Source organism: Grimontia sedimenti (assembly GCF_011045095.1).
Lineage (GTDB): Bacteria > Pseudomonadota > Gammaproteobacteria > Enterobacterales > Vibrionaceae > Enterovibrio > Enterovibrio sedimenti.
The window spans coordinates 1-19,749 of the sequence record NZ_JAALDL010000018.1 but is presented as its reverse complement, the minus strand read 5'-3'; the positions used below and the strand labels follow the sequence as shown (position 1 = coordinate 19,749).

14 protein-coding genes, 1 rRNA gene and 1 pseudogene are annotated in these 19,749 nt (G+C 49.7%); 7 read left to right on the top strand and 9 right to left on the bottom strand.

What is annotated here, in order from left to right:
* Positions 1 to 15: 15 nt before the first annotated feature.
* Positions 16 to 1,098, bottom strand: coding sequence for a murein transglycosylase A (gene mltA / locus G5S52_RS19490; protein WP_165017622.1), 1,083 nt, complete (start codon positions 1,096 to 1,098; stop codon positions 16 to 18).
* A gap of 236 nt (positions 1,099 to 1,334) precedes the next feature.
* On the opposite strand from mltA, the gene G5S52_RS19485 reads away from it, so the two are divergent.
* The gene (locus G5S52_RS19485; protein WP_002536314.1) at positions 1,335 to 1,556 is read left to right on the top strand and encodes a hypothetical protein; all 222 of its coding nucleotides are present in this window, start codon (positions 1,335 to 1,337) and stop codon (positions 1,554 to 1,556) included.
* 7 nt (positions 1,557 to 1,563) lie between these two features.
* Here G5S52_RS19485 and G5S52_RS19480 read toward each other — a convergent pair whose 3' ends face one another.
* A complete protein-coding gene (locus G5S52_RS19480) occupies positions 1,564 to 1,908 on the bottom strand; it encodes a DUF2850 domain-containing protein (protein ID WP_165017619.1) in 345 nt (114 codons plus the stop codon).
* Between the two features lie 176 nt (positions 1,909 to 2,084).
* On the opposite strand from G5S52_RS19480, the gene argA reads away from it, so the two are divergent.
* A complete protein-coding gene (gene argA, locus G5S52_RS19475) occupies positions 2,085 to 3,440 on the top strand; it encodes an amino-acid N-acetyltransferase (protein WP_205743998.1) in 1,356 nt (451 codons plus the stop codon).
* Here argA and recD read toward each other — a convergent pair.
* The gene (gene recD / locus G5S52_RS19470; protein ID WP_165017613.1) at positions 3,406 to 5,403 is read right to left on the bottom strand and encodes an exodeoxyribonuclease V subunit alpha; all 1,998 of its coding nucleotides are present in this window, start codon (positions 5,401 to 5,403) and stop codon (positions 3,406 to 3,408) included. The two genes, argA and recD, sit on opposite strands and share 35 nt — an antisense overlap.
* Positions 5,390 to 8,971 carry an exodeoxyribonuclease V subunit beta gene (gene recB / locus G5S52_RS19465; RefSeq protein ID WP_165017754.1) on the bottom strand — a complete coding sequence of 1,194 codons (3,582 nt, stop codon included), beginning with the start codon at positions 8,969 to 8,971 and terminating at the stop codon, positions 5,390 to 5,392. Before recB ends, recD begins: the two co-directional genes overlap by 14 nt.
* 585 nt (positions 8,972 to 9,556) lie before the next feature.
* Here recB and G5S52_RS24060 point away from each other — a divergent pair.
* On the top strand, positions 9,557 to 10,039 hold the full coding sequence (locus G5S52_RS24060; RefSeq protein ID WP_235956410.1) for a cache domain-containing protein: 483 nt from the start codon (positions 9,557 to 9,559) through the stop codon (positions 10,037 to 10,039).
* Positions 9,952 to 11,028 (top strand): methyl-accepting chemotaxis protein, encoded by a 1,077-nt coding sequence (locus tag G5S52_RS19460; protein WP_235956408.1) that lies wholly within the window; start codon positions 9,952 to 9,954, stop codon positions 11,026 to 11,028. Before G5S52_RS24060 ends, G5S52_RS19460 begins: the two co-directional genes overlap by 88 nt.
* A 26-nt stretch (positions 11,029 to 11,054) precedes the next feature.
* Here the strand turns inward: G5S52_RS19460 and recC are convergent, their stop codons facing one another.
* Both recC and G5S52_RS19450 read right to left on the bottom strand, forming a co-directional pair.
* Positions 11,055 to 14,450 (bottom strand): exodeoxyribonuclease V subunit gamma, encoded by a 3,396-nt coding sequence (recC, locus tag G5S52_RS19455; protein ID WP_165017610.1) that lies wholly within the window; start codon positions 14,448 to 14,450, stop codon positions 11,055 to 11,057.
* Between the two features lie 126 nt (positions 14,451 to 14,576).
* The gene (locus G5S52_RS19450; RefSeq protein ID WP_497707160.1) at positions 14,577 to 15,533 is read right to left on the bottom strand and encodes a TDT family transporter; all 957 of its coding nucleotides are present in this window, start codon (positions 15,531 to 15,533) and stop codon (positions 14,577 to 14,579) included.
* 133 nt (positions 15,534 to 15,666) lie between these two features.
* Here G5S52_RS19450 and G5S52_RS19445 point away from each other — a divergent pair.
* Positions 15,667 to 16,573, top strand: a pseudogene (locus G5S52_RS19445) (LysR substrate-binding domain-containing protein).
* Here G5S52_RS19445 and G5S52_RS19440 read toward each other — a convergent pair.
* The gene (locus G5S52_RS19440) at positions 16,570 to 17,256 is read right to left on the bottom strand and encodes a DNA-3-methyladenine glycosylase I (RefSeq protein ID WP_165017608.1); all 687 of its coding nucleotides are present in this window, start codon (positions 17,254 to 17,256) and stop codon (positions 16,570 to 16,572) included. The pseudogene G5S52_RS19445 and the gene G5S52_RS19440 overlap by 4 nt on opposite strands.
* An 82-nt stretch (positions 17,257 to 17,338) precedes the next feature.
* On the opposite strand from G5S52_RS19440, the gene G5S52_RS19435 reads away from it, so the two are divergent.
* Positions 17,339 to 17,635 carry a YebG family protein gene (locus tag G5S52_RS19435; RefSeq protein WP_046303019.1) on the top strand — a complete coding sequence of 99 codons (297 nt, stop codon included), beginning with the start codon at positions 17,339 to 17,341 and terminating at the stop codon, positions 17,633 to 17,635.
* A gap of 227 nt (positions 17,636 to 17,862) precedes the next feature.
* Entirely contained in the window at positions 17,863 to 18,894 is a 1,032-nt protein-coding gene (gene dapD / locus G5S52_RS19430; RefSeq protein ID WP_165017604.1) for a 2,3,4,5-tetrahydropyridine-2,6-dicarboxylate N-succinyltransferase, read from the top strand.
* Positions 18,895 to 18,955: 61 nt separating this feature from the next.
* Here the strand turns inward: dapD and G5S52_RS19425 are convergent, their stop codons facing one another.
* Both G5S52_RS19425 and rrf read right to left on the bottom strand, forming a co-directional pair.
* Positions 18,956 to 19,318 (bottom strand): DUF2799 domain-containing protein, encoded by a 363-nt coding sequence (locus G5S52_RS19425; RefSeq protein ID WP_165017601.1) that lies wholly within the window; start codon positions 19,316 to 19,318, stop codon positions 18,956 to 18,958.
* Between the two features lie 142 nt (positions 19,319 to 19,460).
* Positions 19,461 to 19,576: ribosomal RNA gene (rrf, locus tag G5S52_RS19420) — 5S ribosomal RNA — on the bottom strand.
* Positions 19,577 to 19,749: the final 173 nt, after the last annotated feature.

The following is a 19,749-nucleotide window of genomic DNA, read 5'->3' as shown; positions in this document are numbered from 1 at the left end:
TCTTTATTGATTAGGTTATTGCTGAACAGGCACTTCATTCTCAATGGGTTTAGTCAGCTTCCACACACGCCCGAAGTGTTTGTGATGGCCGGCTTTAATACCCGCTTCTTCCCCCATGCCATGGTAAAGATCGAGGTGGTTTTTCTTCACTGCGCCACCTGTATCCAGCGCCATTAGCAATTTCAGTACATGCTGACCGTTCCAGTTACCTTCTTCATTGAGCTGAGGCACTTCTGCCAGTAACACTGTACCCATTGGCAAAAATTCACGGTCAGCAGCCACTGACGCGCCGGACAACAAAGGGATACCCGCAGTGCCTGTCACCGGGTGCGCCGCTTTAGGGGCGAAGAATACAAATGATGGATTCTGATTGAGCAGCTCAATCACAGTGGGTTCGTCTTGCTGTGCGACCCAGTCTTTAATGGCTTTCAGTGACATCTTTTCACGAGGCACTTCATCACGCTCGATCAACACTTTGCCAATGCTGACATACGGGTGTCCGTTTTTACCACCGTAGGCAAAGTACTCGAGCTGGTCGTTATCGCCAAAGTGAATGAAGCCACTGCCCTGCACTTCCATGATGAAGTTGTCGATCAACGATGCACTGTAACCCAGTTCCAAACCCAAACCATCGAGCGCGCCGTTGTAAATCTCTTCACGTGTCGGACACTTTTCATCGCACTGAGGCATGGCGTATACCGGATAACGGAACAAGGCATCCGGCTCGTGGCGCATTTCAATCACTGGAGAGAAGTAGCCGGTAAACAGCACATTGCCATAACCGTCACCGCCCCCCATCTGTTCAAGAGACAAACCGTAGTCGCTCAATGTCGTTGGCTCTCCGCTTTCTGCCAACCAAGCTTTCACGCTTTCATAAACGGCCTGATTCGCTTTCGTCAATGAAGGAGAACGAGACTCAACCTTCTCCAGTTGAGCCGGAAACAGAGAGTAGTCTCGGGATTTATCCGAGGCAACTTGCTCGACCGGATTAAGAACTTGATTAAAACGTCCATCAACATATTGCTGACCTCGGTCAGTGGGACGCGCACACGCGGCAAGGAGTAGGGAAATGCCGACAACAGAAAGTGCCTTTTTCACAGGTCATCCTGAATCAGAAAACAATGAAAAAGAGGGTGACAGAACCCCGCCTTTTCTGCAATCAAAAGGCGAGATAGACCGCATAAACCCTCAAAATCACTGGGAGATATAATGCGATCGAAAGCATATGCACCGAACTTTGAAACACTTTGTCACATTTCTGTCATAGAAATTCGTTTAAATCCAATGAAAAGAAAATGTCTTAAAAACTAAACATGTTCGTAAAGGAGTACGGTATGGACTTAAAAGTAGGACGTAAAACGCTGCTAGACACTGACTCTATCGAGTATCAATGGATTCGCACGTTAGCCAGTGACGGTAGCAGTGATGAAATGATCAATAACAGCATTCGCCGATGCCTCGGTGGGAATGAAGATATTGCAGATCGGATTCGCCGTGTGGCACTTGGCTTGTGTCCCGTGACGGAACTTTTGAGAGTGTTACCCGCAAACTATTGATTGAACATCAACGTTTCGTAAACGGTGTGCTGTAGTGGTAAGGCTTTTCTCTTTGTAACGTATTTTTATCTTCCACGGTGTAAAGGTAAGTATTATTTCCCACCGTATAGATGAGTTTGCTGCCAGTAAACTCATAGTAACTGGTCGTGCGGGCACCTTTTATGTAGATACCATCTTTCCGCACCTCGAACTTGTCCGCAGCGTACGACGGAACACCCTGCTCAACCCATTCACCGTAGATGGTTGTTTGGTCCACTTCAGTGAAGATAGGAATATCATTTGCCACCAGGTAACCAATGGCCCCCGAAATCAACACGACGAAAAGCGTTAAAGATTGTCCGACGATACCCACAAATCAACTCTCAAATAAGAGACAAACTCTCAATTACTAACAATACTATTATAAAAAGGACATCACTGCCGACCAAATCAGGCATTCAATGTTTGAAGCCGTGTCACGACCCTTGCCAAACCAAGAATAATTAGTCACTATCACAGCATATAAAGTCACAATTATGGAGTAAGGTGTTGAAACTTCGCAGTACAGCACTCGTAAATGGATTTAGGCAATCAGCGCCTTATGTGAACGCACACCAGAACAAAACCATCGTGGTCATGCTAGGTGGTGAGGCGATTGCAGACCCCAACTTCGGCAATATTGTCAATGATATAGCTCTTCTTAACAGCCTGGGTTTGCGGCTGGTATTGGTGTACGGCGCCCGTCCTCAAATCAGCCAGAACCTCGCTAAGCAAGGGGTTGAGACGCCTTACCATAAAGGTGTTCGTGTCACAGATTCAGCTGCACTCGAAGTGGTAAAACAAGCTGCAGGTCAGCTACAACTCGATATCACTGCCCGCCTTTCCATGAGTCTAAATAACACGCCCATGGCTGGCGCGCAGATCAACGTGGTCAGCGGGAACTTTGTGATTGCACAACCACTGGGTGTCGACGAAGGTGTGGACTACTGCCATAGCGGACGGATCCGCAGGATCGATATCGACGGTATACACCGCCAACTCGATCAGCACTCGATCGTTCTTTTAGGCCCTGTTGCCAGCTCCGTCACCGGGGAATGTTTTAACCTGACCTCCGAAGAAGTCGCCACACAGTTGGCGATTCGCCTGAATGCTGACAAGCTGATTGGTTTTTGTTCGCTGCAAGGTGTGATTGGTCCTAATGGCAATGTGCTGTCAGAACTATTCCCACATCAGGCAGAAGAAATTCTGCGCCAGCGCGCCACTGCGGGTGATGAGAACTCCGGTACCGTTCGCTTCTTACGTGGTGCCGTCGCGGCATGCCGTTCAGGCGTGCCAAGAAGCCACCTTCTCAGTTATAAAGTCGATGGTTCACTGATTCAGGAACTCTTCTCCGTGGAAGGTATCGGAACGCAGATTGTCACAGAAAGCGCCGAACGTATCCGTCAGGCCACTATTGATGATATCGGTGGCATCCTGGAACTTATCCGCCCTTTAGAAGAACAAGGTATTCTGGTAAGACGCTCACGGGAGCAACTGGAGCAGGAGATTCCGCGCTTTACTGTGATTGATAGAGATGAGCGAATCATTGGTTGTGCGGCACTTTACCCTTACCCCGAGTCACAAACAGCAGAAATGGCCTGTGTTGCCGTTCATCCTGAATACCGTGATAGCGACCGCGGCACCAACCTGCTTCAATATATCCAGCAGCAGGCGGTGCAATCGGGTATCAAAACGATTTTTGTGCTGACCACCCGCAGTATTCACTGGTTCCGTGAGCACGGGTTTGTAGAAGCCGATGTCACTGCACTGCCGGATGCCAAGCAAGAACTTTACAACCTGCAGCGCCGCTCCAAGATACTGACCCTCGCACTTAACGGACGTGTAATGCGTCTGCCAAGCCGCTAAACCGCTGCGTTTTCCGTTTCACCGCCCGCGCCAAACTGGTGCGGGTGGCATAAACATCCAATCTGTCTTTTGCCCGTGTCACACCGGTATACACCAGCTCTCTTGTCATGACGGGGGTCGGGGTAGGTGGCAACATCAAAATGGTATGACTGAATTCAGACCCCTGGGATTTGTGAATCGTCATTGCGTAGGCAGTTTGATGCTCAGGAAGACGGCTTGGCAGAAAGGCTTTTACTGAACCGTCCGCCATTTCAAACACCACGCGAAGTCCTTCTTCCTGCTTCACCACAATGCCGATATCGCCGTTGTACAAACCAAGGCCGTGGTCGTTCTGTGTCACCATAATTGGCCTCCCCGGGTAGAAAATCTCTTCTCCTGGTGCGATAAGCTCCACTTTAGTTAGCGCTTTTTCAATCGCTGTGTTCAAGCCTTTAACTCCAAACGGGCCATCTGAAAGCGCACACAGCAGACGGATATCAGAGAAATGTTTCAGCAAGGTGCGGTTGTCTGCACCCTCTGATAATGCCGAAAGATAGCCGCGGTACCCATTGACCACCATAGCAATGGCTTCGCCATACACATCGCCATCAAGATCATGAAGGGCGATATCACTAAAGCCTTGTTGCAGCACCCTTTCAACCCAGCGTGTTTCGCCGGCATTAATGGCATAAGCCAGTTGGCCAACACCGGATTTAGCATGGAAGCGGTAGCTTTTTCGCAGCAAACACACGCCATCAGACACAGCAGGCACGGAGGCTTCCTGCGGCAAACGAAAACCTGTCAGTGAAGCTAAGGTCTTTGCGCGTTCAGCACTAAAACCACTTCCGGCATGCAGACAGATATCACCCAACACCGCACCCGCCTCTACAGAAGCTAACTGGTCACGGTCTCCCAGAAGAATCACTCTGGCATGCTGGGGCAATGCCGCGAGCAATCGGGCCATCATAGGCAAATCAACCATCGATGCTTCATCGACCACAAGCACATCAAGGTGAAGCCGATTGCCAGCATGATGTCGAAACTCAACACGGTTTGGAATAGCACCAAGCAGTCGGTGAATGGTTGATGCCTGAGTCGGAATTTTGTCTCTCACCTCATTGCTCACCGGCAATGCCGCAACGGCCTTTCCAATGGATTCGGTCAAGCGGTTTGCCGCTTTCCCCGTCGGTGCCACCAGCTTGATTTCAGGACCATTCGGGTTGTCGCTACTGCTGACGATAGCCGCCAGAAGCTTCGCCACTGTTGTCGTCTTCCCTGTTCCAGGGCCGCCGGAGATCACTGCAAAGCGATAACTCAGCGCCACAGCTGCCGCGACTTTTTGCCAGTTCAATCGTGAGGTTTCCGGCACCAGACTCAGCACCTGAGCATCCGTTGCCTCTGAATCTAACGCCGTTTTCAGAGCATCTACATCAACCTGAGTCAAATCAGTGATGTCGAAGAAATCGACCAGTTTCTCAGCTTTTTCGCTCTCTTCCCATGTGTTGTAGAACCCACGAAGCAAAGCCATATCCGGCAGGAAAAGATCGTCCAACACGCCACGCAGCGTCATCGGCAAAGGAAGCTCAGTGGCACGTGCTGTAATTTCGTTAGTCACCAGACGTTCTGCAGCCCAATAACGATGAAGGTAGAGGCGGGAACCACTCAGCACCATAGGTGTCGGTACACTTCCATCACCGACAACCGGAGATGCGGACACCAACGCGAGCGCATTTTCAGGTGTCATAAAGATGGCAAGTTCCGCGGATTCCGCGGGCATCAAGTCAAAGAGTCTAGCGCTGTCTAATGCTGCAAGATCAACACAGACATTACCTTTACCCAGCTCAAAGCTGACTAAAGCCGCCCAGCCCACCATGGGAGATTCAACGTCGCCGAGTTGCTCACCGATAAACTGGGAAAACTGGCGGTCGATAGCTCTGATGGCTTTTCGCTTGTACAGCGCGTTGAGTTTTTCACTTGTCGCCATTTAGGCTCTCTCCATCAGAAAGCTGTCCTTCGCCTGAAAAAATGGCGTCAAGACCATCGAGAAGCTCAAGGGAAGGTGAAGTGTAAAAAATGCCATGGCGAGTACCCGCTTCAATACCACGAACAAAAAGATAGAAAACACCGCCAAGATGGCGCTCAGGCGAGTAATCAGGTATACGCTGACGCAGGAAACGATGCAGAGCGAGTGAGTAAATCTGGTATTGGAAATCGTAGCGGTGATCCGCCATGGCATCTGCCAGCGCCTCCTCAGTGTAATCGGCAGGCGAATCTCCAAGATAGTTCGACTTCCAGTCCAATACGTAATAACGTCCCTGCCAGCAGAACACTAAGTCGATAAAACCTTTCAGCATGCCACTGGCGGTGTCAAAGTGAAGATCACCAGCCTGCGCCGACAGAGGATCATGCTCGGCAATTAACCGGTTCACACGGCCACTATCAAGTCTTTCCACCGGCATTACGAATTCCATCTCTGTCAATCTTGCGGGTTCGTCCACCTCAGACAACATCAGCCCTTCATCGTTAAGCGGCTGCGAGACGACATCAGACAGCAGTTTCTGCAATACAGGTATCCAGGTTTCTTCGTAGTTTTCGAGCAGCAGGTGATGGCGGATCATTTCGGCCACTTCTTCGCTGAACATGTCTTGCCCAAACTCAACGTTCTCAAACAAGGTGTGCAGGAAAGTACCCGGACGGGCACCTTTCGGAAACTGGAATATAGTTGGTGCGCTGTCAGTCTCCATCTCGCTTTCATCGTGCTGCTCTTCAGCGGCATCAATATCAAAGGCAGGTAAATCAGGCAGCGCACTACTGTGGCCTTGCTTCACCAAACCGGAATAACTGGTCAGGCGCCAATCACGGCGGATACGTCCTTCGAAGGTTCGCGCTTCAATGACGTCATCATCAGCCAACTCTGGCTCCAGTTTGCCGTCCACCACTTTAGGTGGTGCGGTTTTCTCAATGCCGTCGCAACTTGCTGCTAACGAATCAACCGCAGCAACCAACCCCGCAGCATCTGATGCTTCACCTTTTTGAATCAGGTAACCCAGTGCCGATTTATGAAGCCCGGTATCACCGGAAGATTTTCTCCCATCTTTGAGCGGTGCCAAACCGATAAAGCAGCCGTAAACTGCACGGGTCAGAGCAACATAAACGAGTCGGAGATCTTCGGCCAAACGCTCTTTATCTGCCTGTTCAATAGCAAAGTCAGGTTCAGTCAACGACAGCACTGGCGTATGGTCTTCATCATGGAAAAATGGTCTGTCTGACGGACGGAAATTGCAGGCGAACGGTAAGTAAACCAGGTCGTATTCCAGACCTTTAGATTTGTGGATGGTGACGATTTGCACCAAGTCACGCTCAGACTCCAAACGCACCTGCTGCTCTTCACTGTTGCCGTTAGGGTTGTCGATATGGTCAGCCAGCCAACGGATAAGGGCATGATGGCTATCCAATGTCTGACTTGCCTGCTGCAAAAGTTCGCCTAGATGCATCAGATCAGTGAGTGCCCGCTCACCATTGTCTTCACAAAGTAAGCGTTCCGCGATACCACGGCGTTGCATCACCTGACGTAGCATGGGCATCACACCTCGTGTAAACCATACCGTTTGGTAGGTAGAAAACTCCATCACCGCCCTCTCCCACGCTTTTTCGTCATGGTTCAAGGTATCGATTTCACTGGCCGTCAGCGCAAATAGGCCACTTGCCAGTGCAGCACGAAGTGTTCGCTCACTATCAGGCGTCAGTACGGCAGCAAGTAGCCTTTGAACATCCGCTGCCAGATGGCTTGAGAACACGCTGTCGCGGTTCGAGAGATAAACAGAAGCAATGCCCTGCCTTGCCAGTGCAATCTTTACTTTGGCTGCTTCGCTACCGGTTCTCACCAGCACTGCGATGTCTCCGGCATGAATAGGCTTGCGTTTGTCGCCTTTGCAGAAATGCGCTTTACCTTCCTGCGCTTTCGTCAGCACTTCGCGGATGTTACTCGCCGTGGCATGAGCCATTTGCTTTTCATAATCCGCTTTCGAAACCAGATCTGCCGTTTCATCCAGCCAAAGGGTCATCGAGGCTTGTTGACTGCCATTGACTTCCCAATAGCGTTCATCAGCGCCCGGCGAGTAAGCGACAGCAGTAAAAGGAATATCTTCGTTATAGATAAAAGGCGATTCCGCATTTTCAAAGACATGATTGACCGCTTTTACCACGCCTGCTGTTGAGCGCCAGTTGGTGCCAAGGTTGTAATGGTCGGCTACCTGACGGCGTGCATGGATGTAAGTGAAAATATCAGCACCACGGAAAGCATAAATCGCCTGCTTAGGGTCCCCAATCATAAAGAGGCCACATTCAGGCTGCTCGGCATAAATATCGCTGAATATTTGGTATTGCTGAGGGTCGGTATCCTGGAATTCGTCAATCATGGCGACCGGATATAATGTGCGGATACGCTCAGCCAGAATGCCTTCACTGTCACTTTCCAGTGCCGATGAAAGCTGTGACAGCAAGTCATCGAATGACAACCAACCAAAGCGTCGTTTTTCCTGAGCCAGTAATGTTCTCACCTGACGAATGGCGTTTGCCGTCAACGCATCTTTCAGTGTTGGTGGGTTGGCCACTAGCTTATCAATCGCGTCAAAAATCGGATGCGCCGGCACTTCGCCTTTCTTAGTTTTTTCTGTCAGCATTGACGCAGAAAAGCGCTCAAGGTTTTTCGGCAATTCATAGCTAGTTGTTGAACAGGACGCCCAGTCCGTAACTTCAGAAAGCCAGTTTGGCAGCGATTTTTTACTGTAGCTGCGTTTATCAACGCCTGATCCTGAGATCAAAGCTTCAAGATCAGCGACAGCTTCTCGCCACAGTCTTTTTAACTCTTCGATTTTGGCCAGGTTCTCCTGATGCAAGTCAACGAGGTTTTCCGGCATATCCGGCGCCTTGATGGTGACCAGAGGTCCTGAGAGATAAGTGCTAATGTCTTTCAACAGTGACAGTGGAGATTCCCAGTAACCCCGCACGACACCGGCAAGCGATTTGGGCAATGGATAGAACTGACGTCGCCAGTAATCCGACACCGCACGTTCGCGTAAAGCGCTCTCATCAGTAATGAACTCATTGGTAAACAGGCTGCCAGACTCGAAAGCATTTTGGGTCAGCATACGCTGACAGAAACCATGAATGGTGTAGATCGCCGCTTCATCCATCTGGCGCTCGGCTTGCAGAAGCAAACGCTCTGCGTGTGAATAATCCTGCACCTCTTCCAGTAGCGGTTTGATCACCGGATCTTCGCTGTGCCCTCGACTGAACGCGAGACGGGCATCATGGATACGCGCGCGGATACGATCACGAAGCTCCTGAGTGGCCGCTTCGGTAAAGGTCACCACCAGAATCTGATCGACACTCAGCGGCGAAGCGTGCGCTGTATCTTCGCTGCCATGCCCCAACAGTAGTCGTAAATACAGACCCGCAATGGTGAAGGTTTTCCCCGTACCAGCAGACGCTTCAATCAGTCTCTGTCCGTGTAGAGGAAATAACATGGGGTCAAGAAGTTGGGTTGGCATGCACTGTTGGCTCAAAGGGAAATAATGTCCCTAGTTTATACCCAAACCACCTGAAAATGCTCGCTTTCAGAGTTCATTGTTCGGTTCAATTCGAGGCCAATTCCACGATAAATACTCATTCCATTTCCATAGAGGCGAATGAAGGAATGCAGGCGTTGAAACTCTTTCTTTAAGCAAGTTATCTGAGTCAAAAACACGCAGTTTGTGTAGAGATATTAATACCGTGACATTTTGTCATTGGACTGCACACGCTGAAATTATCGACTTCCTTTACAACCACGTTGCAGAAACTGGACATTTTATGTAATGAAAAATAAGTCTGCGAAGCAGATCAATCAAAAACAATTATCATTACGAGTCTATCTATTGATAGTTTGCTCTAATTAAGTAACCCTTCGTGTTTCATTTTCGTTACGGACATCTAAATACACGGATATACTAAGTATGAAATTTGTTGAAAATCTATCTGTGCGATATAAGTTGCTACTTATTGTATGCATCTCAGTGATTAGCATTGTCCTGCTAACAGCTTTCCAAGCGAGAAGCCTGCATAAAGACCTCCTATTGGAGAGAAAATCTAGCTTAATGCAAACCATCGAGCTGGCGACGCAAATAATCGACAGTCATTATCAGAGTGATCCCTCCGAAGCTGGTCGTGAGAAAGCGATGGCCGCCATCCAGCCGTTAACTTTTGGTGCGGACGGTTATTTCTTCGCTATCGATAAAAAAGGCATCATGCTGGCAGGCGCGAAAAGTCTGCTCGGTAAAGATTTCAATAGCTTCCGAGACAGTAAGGGAAACCTGCTTCTCAGAGATTTCCGTCGTGTTGCCCAGCCAGTAGAGGGCGGTTTTACCAGCTACTGGTTCCCAAAACCGGGCGGTAAAGAGCCTTTGGAAAAAGTCAGCGCCGTAAAACGCTATGAACCTTGGGGGTTGCTGATTGGTACTGGCCTCTACGTTGATGACTTAGAGACACTGGTATGGAAAGAAACCTCACAGGCTGCATTTTTGCCCTGTGTGTCACCGCTATTCTGGTGCTGCTGGCAACCATGCTCTCCCGCATGCTAGTCAATTCAGTACGTGAAATTCAGCGTGCACTGAGCGTGGTCGCTGGTGGTGATTTAACCGCTCGCGCCAACGTCAACAGCACTGACGAGCTGGGCGAAATGTCACGTAACCTCAACACTGCTTGTGAGCAATTGCAAGGTCTGCTTTCCAACGTGGATTCCACGCTGCTTCAGTTAGATTGCGACAGCAAAACCATGGCTGATTTGGCGAACCGCTCTACGGATGGCATTCGCAACCAAAGCCAGGAGCTGGATTTAGTGGCCAGTGCGATGGAAGAAATGTCCTCTGCTATCAAGGATGTTGAATCCAGCACACTTAATGCACAAGAGAGTACGCGTCACTCCCGTAAGCTGGTGACAGAAGCTGAAGCATCTCTTTCTGCCTCTCTGGGTAAGTTTGAGCAGGTTAATGACGATGTGATTGATGCTGAAAGAAGCATCCGTGAGCTGGCCGCATCAAGCGACCAAATCAGCGATGTGGTCACTGTGATTAACGACATCTCTGAGCAAACTAACCTGTTGGCGCTCAATGCCGCGATTGAAGCAGCACGTGCAGGGAGCGCAGGCCGAGGGTTTGCGGTGGTAGCAGATGAGGTACGTAAGCTTGCGCACTCCACGAAGGAGTCGACAACTCAAATCAACGCCATCATCGAGAGGCTGCAGGAGCGTGCTCAAGTCGCCGCGAAGATCATGAGCAGCGGTACAGACAAAACCGCACAAAGCCTTGAGCAGGCAAGACTTGCCCAAACTCAGCTGACGGCGCTATCTCAGCTGATCAATGAATTGGAGCAAATGAACACCGCAGTGGCAGCATCCACCTCACAGCAAGCCAGCGCTTCTCAGGAAGTAGCCCGCAGTGTAGTCAATGTCAGCGATATTTCTCACACCAACCGCGAAGCGTCAGAAGATACACTGGGACTGAGCGACAAGGTGAAATCTCTGAGCGACACTGGACGCAGTCAATTGTCGAAGTTCAAGATCAACGCTTGAGTTTACTAAGAAGACTGGCTTATGAGTCAGTCTTCTTTTTTCTCGCCATTTAGTGCAGGTAGCAACAAAGTCTTACCCAGTTCAAAAACCTGATCGAGCAGTTCATCCTCTACCTGTGGCCAGACCCGAGCCACATAAGCATTTTCGCCTTCTCCAGAGACCATATAGCCCCCTTCAAAGGCTGCGCGCATCTTGCTGCGCGCTTTATCCAACGTGGCGTCGTCTTCCGACCAGTGACCTTTCTTATCAATACAAGCCGCTAAGCCTGCCTGCGCAGTATTTGGCAGATAAGGCAGTGGTGCTTCCGTACCCGCAAGATAGTATTCGATGTAAACCGCAAGGCTCGATAAAGCGTCTTCTTTGGCAATAGGACTCCACACTACATCGTCATCCACTCCGATGAAGCGTGTTTCCAGTTGCTCGCCTGCTGCGCACTGGCAAAGATGATCAATCCATGCTGCCAGCTTGTCTCTAGCCCTGACTTTTCCGCTTCGATACAAAATGCGACCAGCGCGGTAACGCTCATCCAGCCAGCCTTGAAGTTTGACCGTGCCACGGGAGGTGACGACAGAAAGATTAACCTCCAACGCTTGTCGTTTGTCAGTCAGCAGCGGCTTTAATTGCGCATACTGGGCCAAAATTCCGGCTTGCTCCGTCTCAAGTGTCAACTCACCAAAATGATTGAGTGGCAAGCTGCCGCTCGCTTTTTGCTGCCTGAAAAAGGCTTCCAGCGAGGCTTCACTGTCATCATTGGCAATAACATGGGATAGAAGCGCATCGCGTAACTGGTAACGGTGAAGATTATCGAGCGCAAAGGGCTCAGCGTCTTCCATTGCCCCTTCCGGCGACTCAAAGAATACCTTTAAGCGGCGGTTGAAAAAGTACTGAACAGGTAAGCGCCAAAATCGCTGAAGCTCCGCAAGTTCAACCACACCAGATTGCAGTTCAGGCTCTTCACTCAGCGCTTTACCATCAAGGAAAGGCGCAGCAAGTTGCCCTTCGCCACGCGCTGCTGGTAGCCATTCCGCCGCGTAACTTTGACGACTCTCAGTAAAGGCGTGTCGGCTGAAAGGGACAAGTGGATTATGGTGATTCAAGGCGTTGAGCAGGCGCTCACCGGACTCGTGTTCGGGCAAAGATTGGTCGCCTTCAAGGCAGTATCCCAGACGGCAATAATCGAGTAATTCAGTCACCAATACAGAAGGCACTTTTTCTGTATTGTCCTGCACGGAACGGCCTACATAGCTAATGTATAGGCGTTGCTGAGCTGATTGCAGTGCTTCGAGGAACAGGTATCTGTCATCATCCCGACGGGAACGGTCACCTGCGCGGGTGCGACCCGCCATCAAATCAAAGCCAACCGGCGCGATGGTGCGCGGATAATCGCCATCATTCATACCAAGCAGGCACACCACCTGAAACGGGATAGAACGCATGGGCATCAGGGTACAGAAGTTCACCTGACCAGCAAGGAAGCGCTGACTGACACGCTCTCCGCCAAGCTTTTCTTTCAGGTAATCACGCACGATCGGGAGCGCCAATGTTTGGTTGAAGCCAGCGTCACCCAGTTGGATCAGCCAGCTATCCAGTTGAGTGCGGATAAGCTGCCCAGCTAATTCTTCGTCTGTATCCAGCGCAAACATATCGTCAAAGAGTGATGTCAGTGCCTGCACCCAGGCATGTCCGTCTTTCGCGCCCAGCAGCACTTTTTGCGTCGCCGACATCACACGGAAGAACTCACCTAACTTACCTGCCAGCTCTGCTTCCAATCCTTGTACTTCGTCATACGCCAACACATCGTTGTAAAGCCCGGCGTCGCTCGGCATGGCGTAACCCAGCAACATGCGGTTAAGACCAAACAACCAGGTGTTCTGATGTTGATGAGGCAAGGAGAAATGTTCTGCCGTCGAATCATCGAGTCCCCAGCGAATGCCTGATTCTTCTACCCAGAATTTCACCTTCTCAAACTGGCGATTATCAAAACCAAATTGACGCATCACGGAAGGCACTTCGAGGATTTCCAGAAGCTCCGCTGCGCTACAACGGCTGTCCGGAAGCCCTAATAATCGCAAGAACGTTGTTAGGATTGGGCTTTCCTGATCGGCAGTGCGGTCAGAAATCGAGAACGGAATAAAGCGCTCACCGGGTGCATTGCCAAATACTGCCTGAATCGCCGGGCTGTAGGCATTAATATCGGCGACCATCACGATAATATCCCGCGGAGATAAATCCGGGTCTTGTTCTAGCATCTCAAGCAGCCTGTCGTGCAGCACTTCCACTTCACGCATCGGACTGTGGCAAACCTCCACCATGACAGAGCGATCTTCAGCAGAAATGCCCACCTTGCTCTCACTGGTAAGGGTTTCCTGGATGTTGCCCGGTTCAATTAAATCTAGAATATCAGCCTGAATATGATGAAGTAGGCTGTCACGCTGCACATCGACAAAGCCCTGATCAACCTCATTACACTGGAGTTCAGAAATCAGCAGCAGGTTGTCTCGGCCAAGCTTCCCCATAGACGCCAGCAGGCTATTACCGACTTCGGCCGAGTCATCTTCACTGACCAATGGCAGGGCAAACTGCGCTGGCTCCTGAGCATCACTGGCACGGCTGATGCGCGACTCCATGCTGGCTGCACGTCTCGCCAGATAACGTTTGTCTCGGATATCCCCCCAGTAATAACGACAAGGGTTGGTGAACATATAGTGGACATCGACATGCTCACCCAGCGCTTTAAGGGCATCTAGATAACGCGGCGGCAGGGCAGAAATGCCGAACACAAAAACGCGCTCAATACCTTTCAGACCTTCTGGCTTACCTTTATGGGACGCTAGCGCCTCAATAAACTCTTCATAAAGATTGGCGCGGTGAAACGGGGACTGATCCTGCTGCAGGGTATAATCATAAAGCGCCTGCCAAAGCTTGGGTTGCCAGCTTTTCTCCTCAGCCAACTCATCAACAGTCTGCTCGTTTTCCCATGCCTTTATCCACTCTGGTCGGTACACCAGATATTGGTCGTAGATATCGGCAATCTTACCCGCCAGCTGGTAAAGCTTCTGATTGTCATCATCGCCTTCGAGATAACGTTTCAGTTCATCAAAGTCTGGTTGGTTGAGGAGCTCTGGCAGAACAGTCATCAACTTCCAGGTCATCGCTTCTTTGTTGAAAAAGCTTCGTTGCGGCACATCATCCAAAATCTGAGTGAACATCTGCCAAATAAAAGTGGCAGGAAGTGGGAACTCAACGTTCGCAACAATCCCTTGCTCTTTGGCCATTTCAAGCTTGAGCCACTGCGCCATGCCCGGGCTTTGCACCAGGATTAATTCCTTTTGGAAAGGATTATCCAATGGCTTTTGCTGAATAATGGCGACCAGTAGACTTTTCAAAAGATCCAACTGGTTAGAGTGATAGACAGTGAACACGGGCAAGACTCATGAGAACGGTATTGGAGAGATTGTGGCGGAATGCCCTCAAGAGTGCAATTTCATGCAGTTAGAAATGAAAAAGCCTGCACAAGATGCAGGCTATTTTTAACAGTTTCGCGAAAATTATGCTGTGGCAGGCATTTTCCATTGCAGGGAAATGAAGCGGCGGTAATGCATGGCTACATACCCAACCACAATGGTCGCGACCACCAATTCGATAATACCCAGCACATAAACCTGATTCACATAAGTTGCTGCCACGCCAACCGACTCTAACCAAGCCGCGGTTTTAAACAATGCTGTCGCGCCTATTACCATAGGGAAGGTAAACGCGGCATAGCCCGGTGAAAATGGCAAACGCAACAATCTGGCAAATGACACGTAAATCACCAGCGTCATCAGTAAAGCAATCCCCAGAAGCACCGCCACGATCACAGGTGAAGGTGATTGACTCACGGTTAGGTAGCCAGCAAGAGACAGGCTTGCGGGTGCGGCTAGAATCGCAATGGTTGGCTTCGCCGCATCTGGCACCTCACCACAGAAAATCAGGCGGTAAAGCATGAGTGGCAACAACACAGCATAAGCCAGTAAACCAAATAGCATAATGCCATCCGCCACGGGACGCAGCGCAGGGTTACCCGAGAAAGCAACATCCGCAACTATCAGGCCCACAGGTGGCACAAACCAGCTTGGCACCATGTGTGTCAGTGAGAAATCACGGGCGCGGTGATAAACAAAAGAAACGAGGAAGGCGACGTGGGCAACCACGGCCAGCATCCAAAGAGAATCACCTGCCAGAGGAGAGACTTTGCCAACAGAAGCAGAAACAATCATCACGCCCATGGCAAACGTAGGGACTACGCTGCCGACAACGGGATGCTGCAAGTCGCACCAAAGACCTTTGGGAGAAAAAGTAAATTTCAGCGCGATCATCAATAGCATCACACCACCGATTACTGCTCCCAAAACTTGGGCGTTACCACCGAAATTGCCGACATTTTCCCAGCTCCAACCAAGGCTTGCGATTGCCAGTGCGAGGCCAGCCATTGGAGTAGGAAGTAAGTTGAGACGTCTACGCATTGCTCTGTCACATCTTTAGAAGAAAAACACATAAAATATGATAGAACGGCATCGTGATTTAGTATATCTGAATATCTTTAACCTAAAGTTAAGTTAAACTTAAACTAGGATAAATCGATGGGTAAATAGCCAGATGTCATTGTCTCTTCGCCAGCTAAAGGTTTTTGTCGCCGTTGCGCAGGAAAAAACCATCACAGCTGCATCCAGTCTGCTTTTCCTCTCCAAACCAGCTGTCAGCATGGCGATCTCTGAGCTGGAAAGTCAGCTGGGACACAAGCTATTCGAACGGGTCAACAACCGTTTGATACTCAACGATCAAGGCCGTCGGCTCCTCCCGATGGCTGACGAACTCCTTACCCGAAGTGATGAAATCACCAAGGTTTTGAACTCTGATGGCGAACTATCCGGCCACCTTAGGTTGGGCGCGAGCGATACGATAGGAAACCAACTGGTGCCATTTTTGCTGCGGGACTTCAGGGCACGAAGTAATCATATTGACCAGGAGTTGGTGATCTCTAACAGTCAGTCGATCATCGACAGATTGCTCGCATTTGAGCTCGATATCGGACTTATTGAAGGACAAGGTGAGAGTAAGCACCATTGGGAAATGATGATTTACACATGCAGCCTTGGCTCTCTGACGAAATGTGTATTGTTTGCGCTATCGACCATCCTTGGCGCAAAAAACAGGAATTACGCTGTTTGATTTGGAAAACCATGCGTGGCTGTTGAGGGAAACAGGCTCCGGCACCCGTGAGCATTTCCTCTCACGAATCGCCCCAAGGTTAGAGGACTGGACGGTAGCTTTTGAGCTTCGAACCACTGAAGCCATTATCAATTGTGCAGCTGCAGGACTCGGTTTGGCTTACCTTTCGACACTGGCTGCCAGGCATGCCATCAGCAATAAAAGACTTCATAAGCTGACGTTGCCACTCGATCTGCGCCGTCAGTACTGGTTGGCTCACCACAAAAGCAAACACCACTCGCTGCTGTTTGAACGTTTTCTAACGTTTACCAGCGAGTGGCAAGTTAACGATTAATAGCTGTTATCACCCACGCTGAAAGCGATAATCTGGCTAATTTGGCAAAGTGGACGTCCACTTTCTGCCTGCCATTGATTAAACGCTTCCTGCGCCGCATGCAGAGATTTTCGGGTATCCCGGCCACCATCAATGATCTTGTGAGCCCGCAGATATCCTTCAACATCGCCAGACAAGATAAAAGTATCTTTACCCATCATGCGAAGTGAATAAGGCCCGGTATTACCACCTAAGCGACTGCCATGCTTTTTCAGGTGTGCCCATAAGCCAATGATGTCACTTTCCGGCCACTCTGCGACAAACCTTGCAAAGCTGCCGTGTTGCTTCGCTGCGCTTTTCATCATCTGGGCATTGTGGGGAATGGTCATGACTTTACCCAGATGACGAATGATCGCTGGGTTTGTGGCTTTCTCCTCCCACATCTCAGGCGGAGTTAGGCACATTTTTTCAATATCAAAGCCCCAGAAGACTTCTTCAAAACCTGGCCACTTGTTTCTCACTACCTGCCAATTCATTCCCGACTGGAAGATCTTCTGACTGAATGTCGCGAGCCATCGATCATCCGGGATCTCGCTAAGTTCTTTTACGCTCTTAGGGTGTGCCAGACGCTGCTCCAGATCGCTGTTACTTCCCTTTCTTGTTGCTGCTCGATGATAAATCTCTGAGAATTTTTCCAATGCCATCACAGTAATCACGGTTAAACTAGACAGGTAACTTTACTCTACTGTATAAACAGACAGTAAACAAATTTAAGAGAGGTTAACCATGGCCGTTATCGTCAAATATGTGGTTGAACGCAACGGAGAAGAGAAGATGACTTTTACCTCTAAAGCGGAAGCTGACGCGTATGACAAAATGCTCGACATGGCAGATGAGTTATTTGAGCTGCTGGGTAAAAGCGAAGTCACAGGCGATGAAGCGCAACGCGAAGAATTGTCCCTTTTCCTTGCGCAAAATCGTGAAGAAGTACTCTATGCTCTGGGGGCTAAACGCAAACCCACCCCAAAGCCAGCAAAGAAAAAAGCTGAAGCGCCAAAGGAAGATGACGCCGAAGCGGCTTAACTTCTCAATAAACGCTCCCATACGGAGCGTTTTTTATTTCAACATTGTCCTAATTTTCGGTCTATTTAACCCATATTCACTGCAAGAGCCGTTAATCTAAAGGATTCTCTCCCCACGCCCTTCAATCTTGATGCACTTCACTTTAAGATGTCTCCAGCTATCACAATTATCATGCAGCATCTGATATCAACCGATGCTGGTGGAAGAGACAAGGAGACTCCCGGATCATGGCCAGTTTTGCTCTAGCGTTTGGCACCGCGACCAAAAACAAAGATGGAAAAATCATCGAAGCATTTTTCCCAACCCCAGTTCTTAACCCTTCAGATTCTCTGGTTTCAGCTCTTGCTGACGTTGTCGGTTACCAGGGCGGTAACGAGGCGTTTGAAGTGGAAGCAGCACAATGCGCAGCTATCGCTTCTGCTTTCGCAGCAGCTGACGAACAGGCAGCAGCATCATTTGCGACCAAAGCAGCGGAGTCTAACCAACCACTCGTTCTGACTATTCTTGCGACTGACGAAAAGCCAGCAAGCGTGGCAGAGGGCTTCCTTAAGCTCCAACTCATTTCTCACCGTCTTGCTAAGCCTCATGGCATCGTGCTGGATGGCATTTTTGGCCTACTGCACAACATCGCGTGGACTAACCAAGGACCAATCGATCTACCAGAGCTGGCTGAACGTCAAATGGAAGCTCGCCTGAAAGGTGAAACCCTGACAGTAGATTGCGTAGACAAGTTTCCTAAGATGGTTGATTACGTGGTTCCTGCAGGCGTTCGTATTGCAGACACCGCGCGTGTTCGTCTGGGTGCGCATGTGGGTGAAGGTACCACTGTTATGCACGAAGGCTTCATCAACTTCAATGCAGGCACTGAAGGTGTCAGCATGGTCGAAGGTCGTATTTCCGCAGGTGTGATGGTCGGTAACGGCAGTGACATCGGTGGTGGTGCTTCAATCATGGGCACCTTGAGCGGTGGCGGCCAGATCGTTATCTCTATCGGCGAAAACAGCCTGTTGGGTGCTAATGCAGGCCTTGGTTTCCCACTGGGTGATCGCTGTACCATCGAGTCAGGTCTGTACGTGACTGCAGGTACAAAAGTCTCCATGCTGGATGCAAACGGCCAAGAAGTGGAAACTGTAAAAGCACGTGACCTGGCAGGCAAAACAGACCTTCTGTTCCGTCGCAACTCAGTGACCGGTAAGATTGAGTGCCTGACTAACAAATCTGCGGTTGAGTTAAACGCTGAGCTACACGCGAATAACTAATTTGCAAGTTAAAGCAAAGATTGAAAAAGACCAGCCTAAAGCTGGTCTTTTTGTTTGCCATTTAGAAGATACTGCCCGCTTCAAGCCCTGTCTTCCAATTTGCTTCATAGTCCCAACCTGTCGGGGAATCATCTATACAAACCGAATTTCTTGGCTTACCTAATATCCCTGCGTGATATGCATTTTCAGGTTGGCAATACACACCCATGTGGGCTTTGTAGGCAGAAAGATAGTCTTCTTGAACTGACTCGGAAGTCGCACCAAGCTCCTTCAATGCCTTCGCAGAGCGAGGTTTATTTCCTACTTCAACATCATAGCTTGCAAGTGCTGACCAGTTTTGCTCTTCAGCATATTGAGAAATCACCGAGCTTGAGCAGCCTACAAGACCTAGAAGAACAAACATCGCGATAACTAAAGCTCTCATGACCAACCTCCCACTTCACTTACCAAAAAGTATATGGGATAAGACTGAACATAAACCACACAAAGTTAGTCTTTTAGATAGCCAAAACGTACAGATGCAAAAAAGCCCTGACCGTCAGGTCAGGGCTTTCTTTAAATTGGAAGCCTGGCGATGTCCTACTCTCACATGGGGAGACCCCACACTACCATCGGCGCTGTTACGTTTCACTACTGAGTTCGGCATGGAGTCAGGTGGGTCCATAACGCTATGGTCGCCAAGCAAATTCTGCTAAGTCTTCACCTTTAAAAAAGGTAAAAACCAAAATCTTGGAAAGCTGTTTTTAATTCTCGTTCTACACATTCAATGTTCTCTTCGAGTCCGTCAAAACCCCTTGGGTGTTGTATGGTTAAGCCTCACGGGCAATTAGTATCAGTTAGCTCAACGCCTCGCAG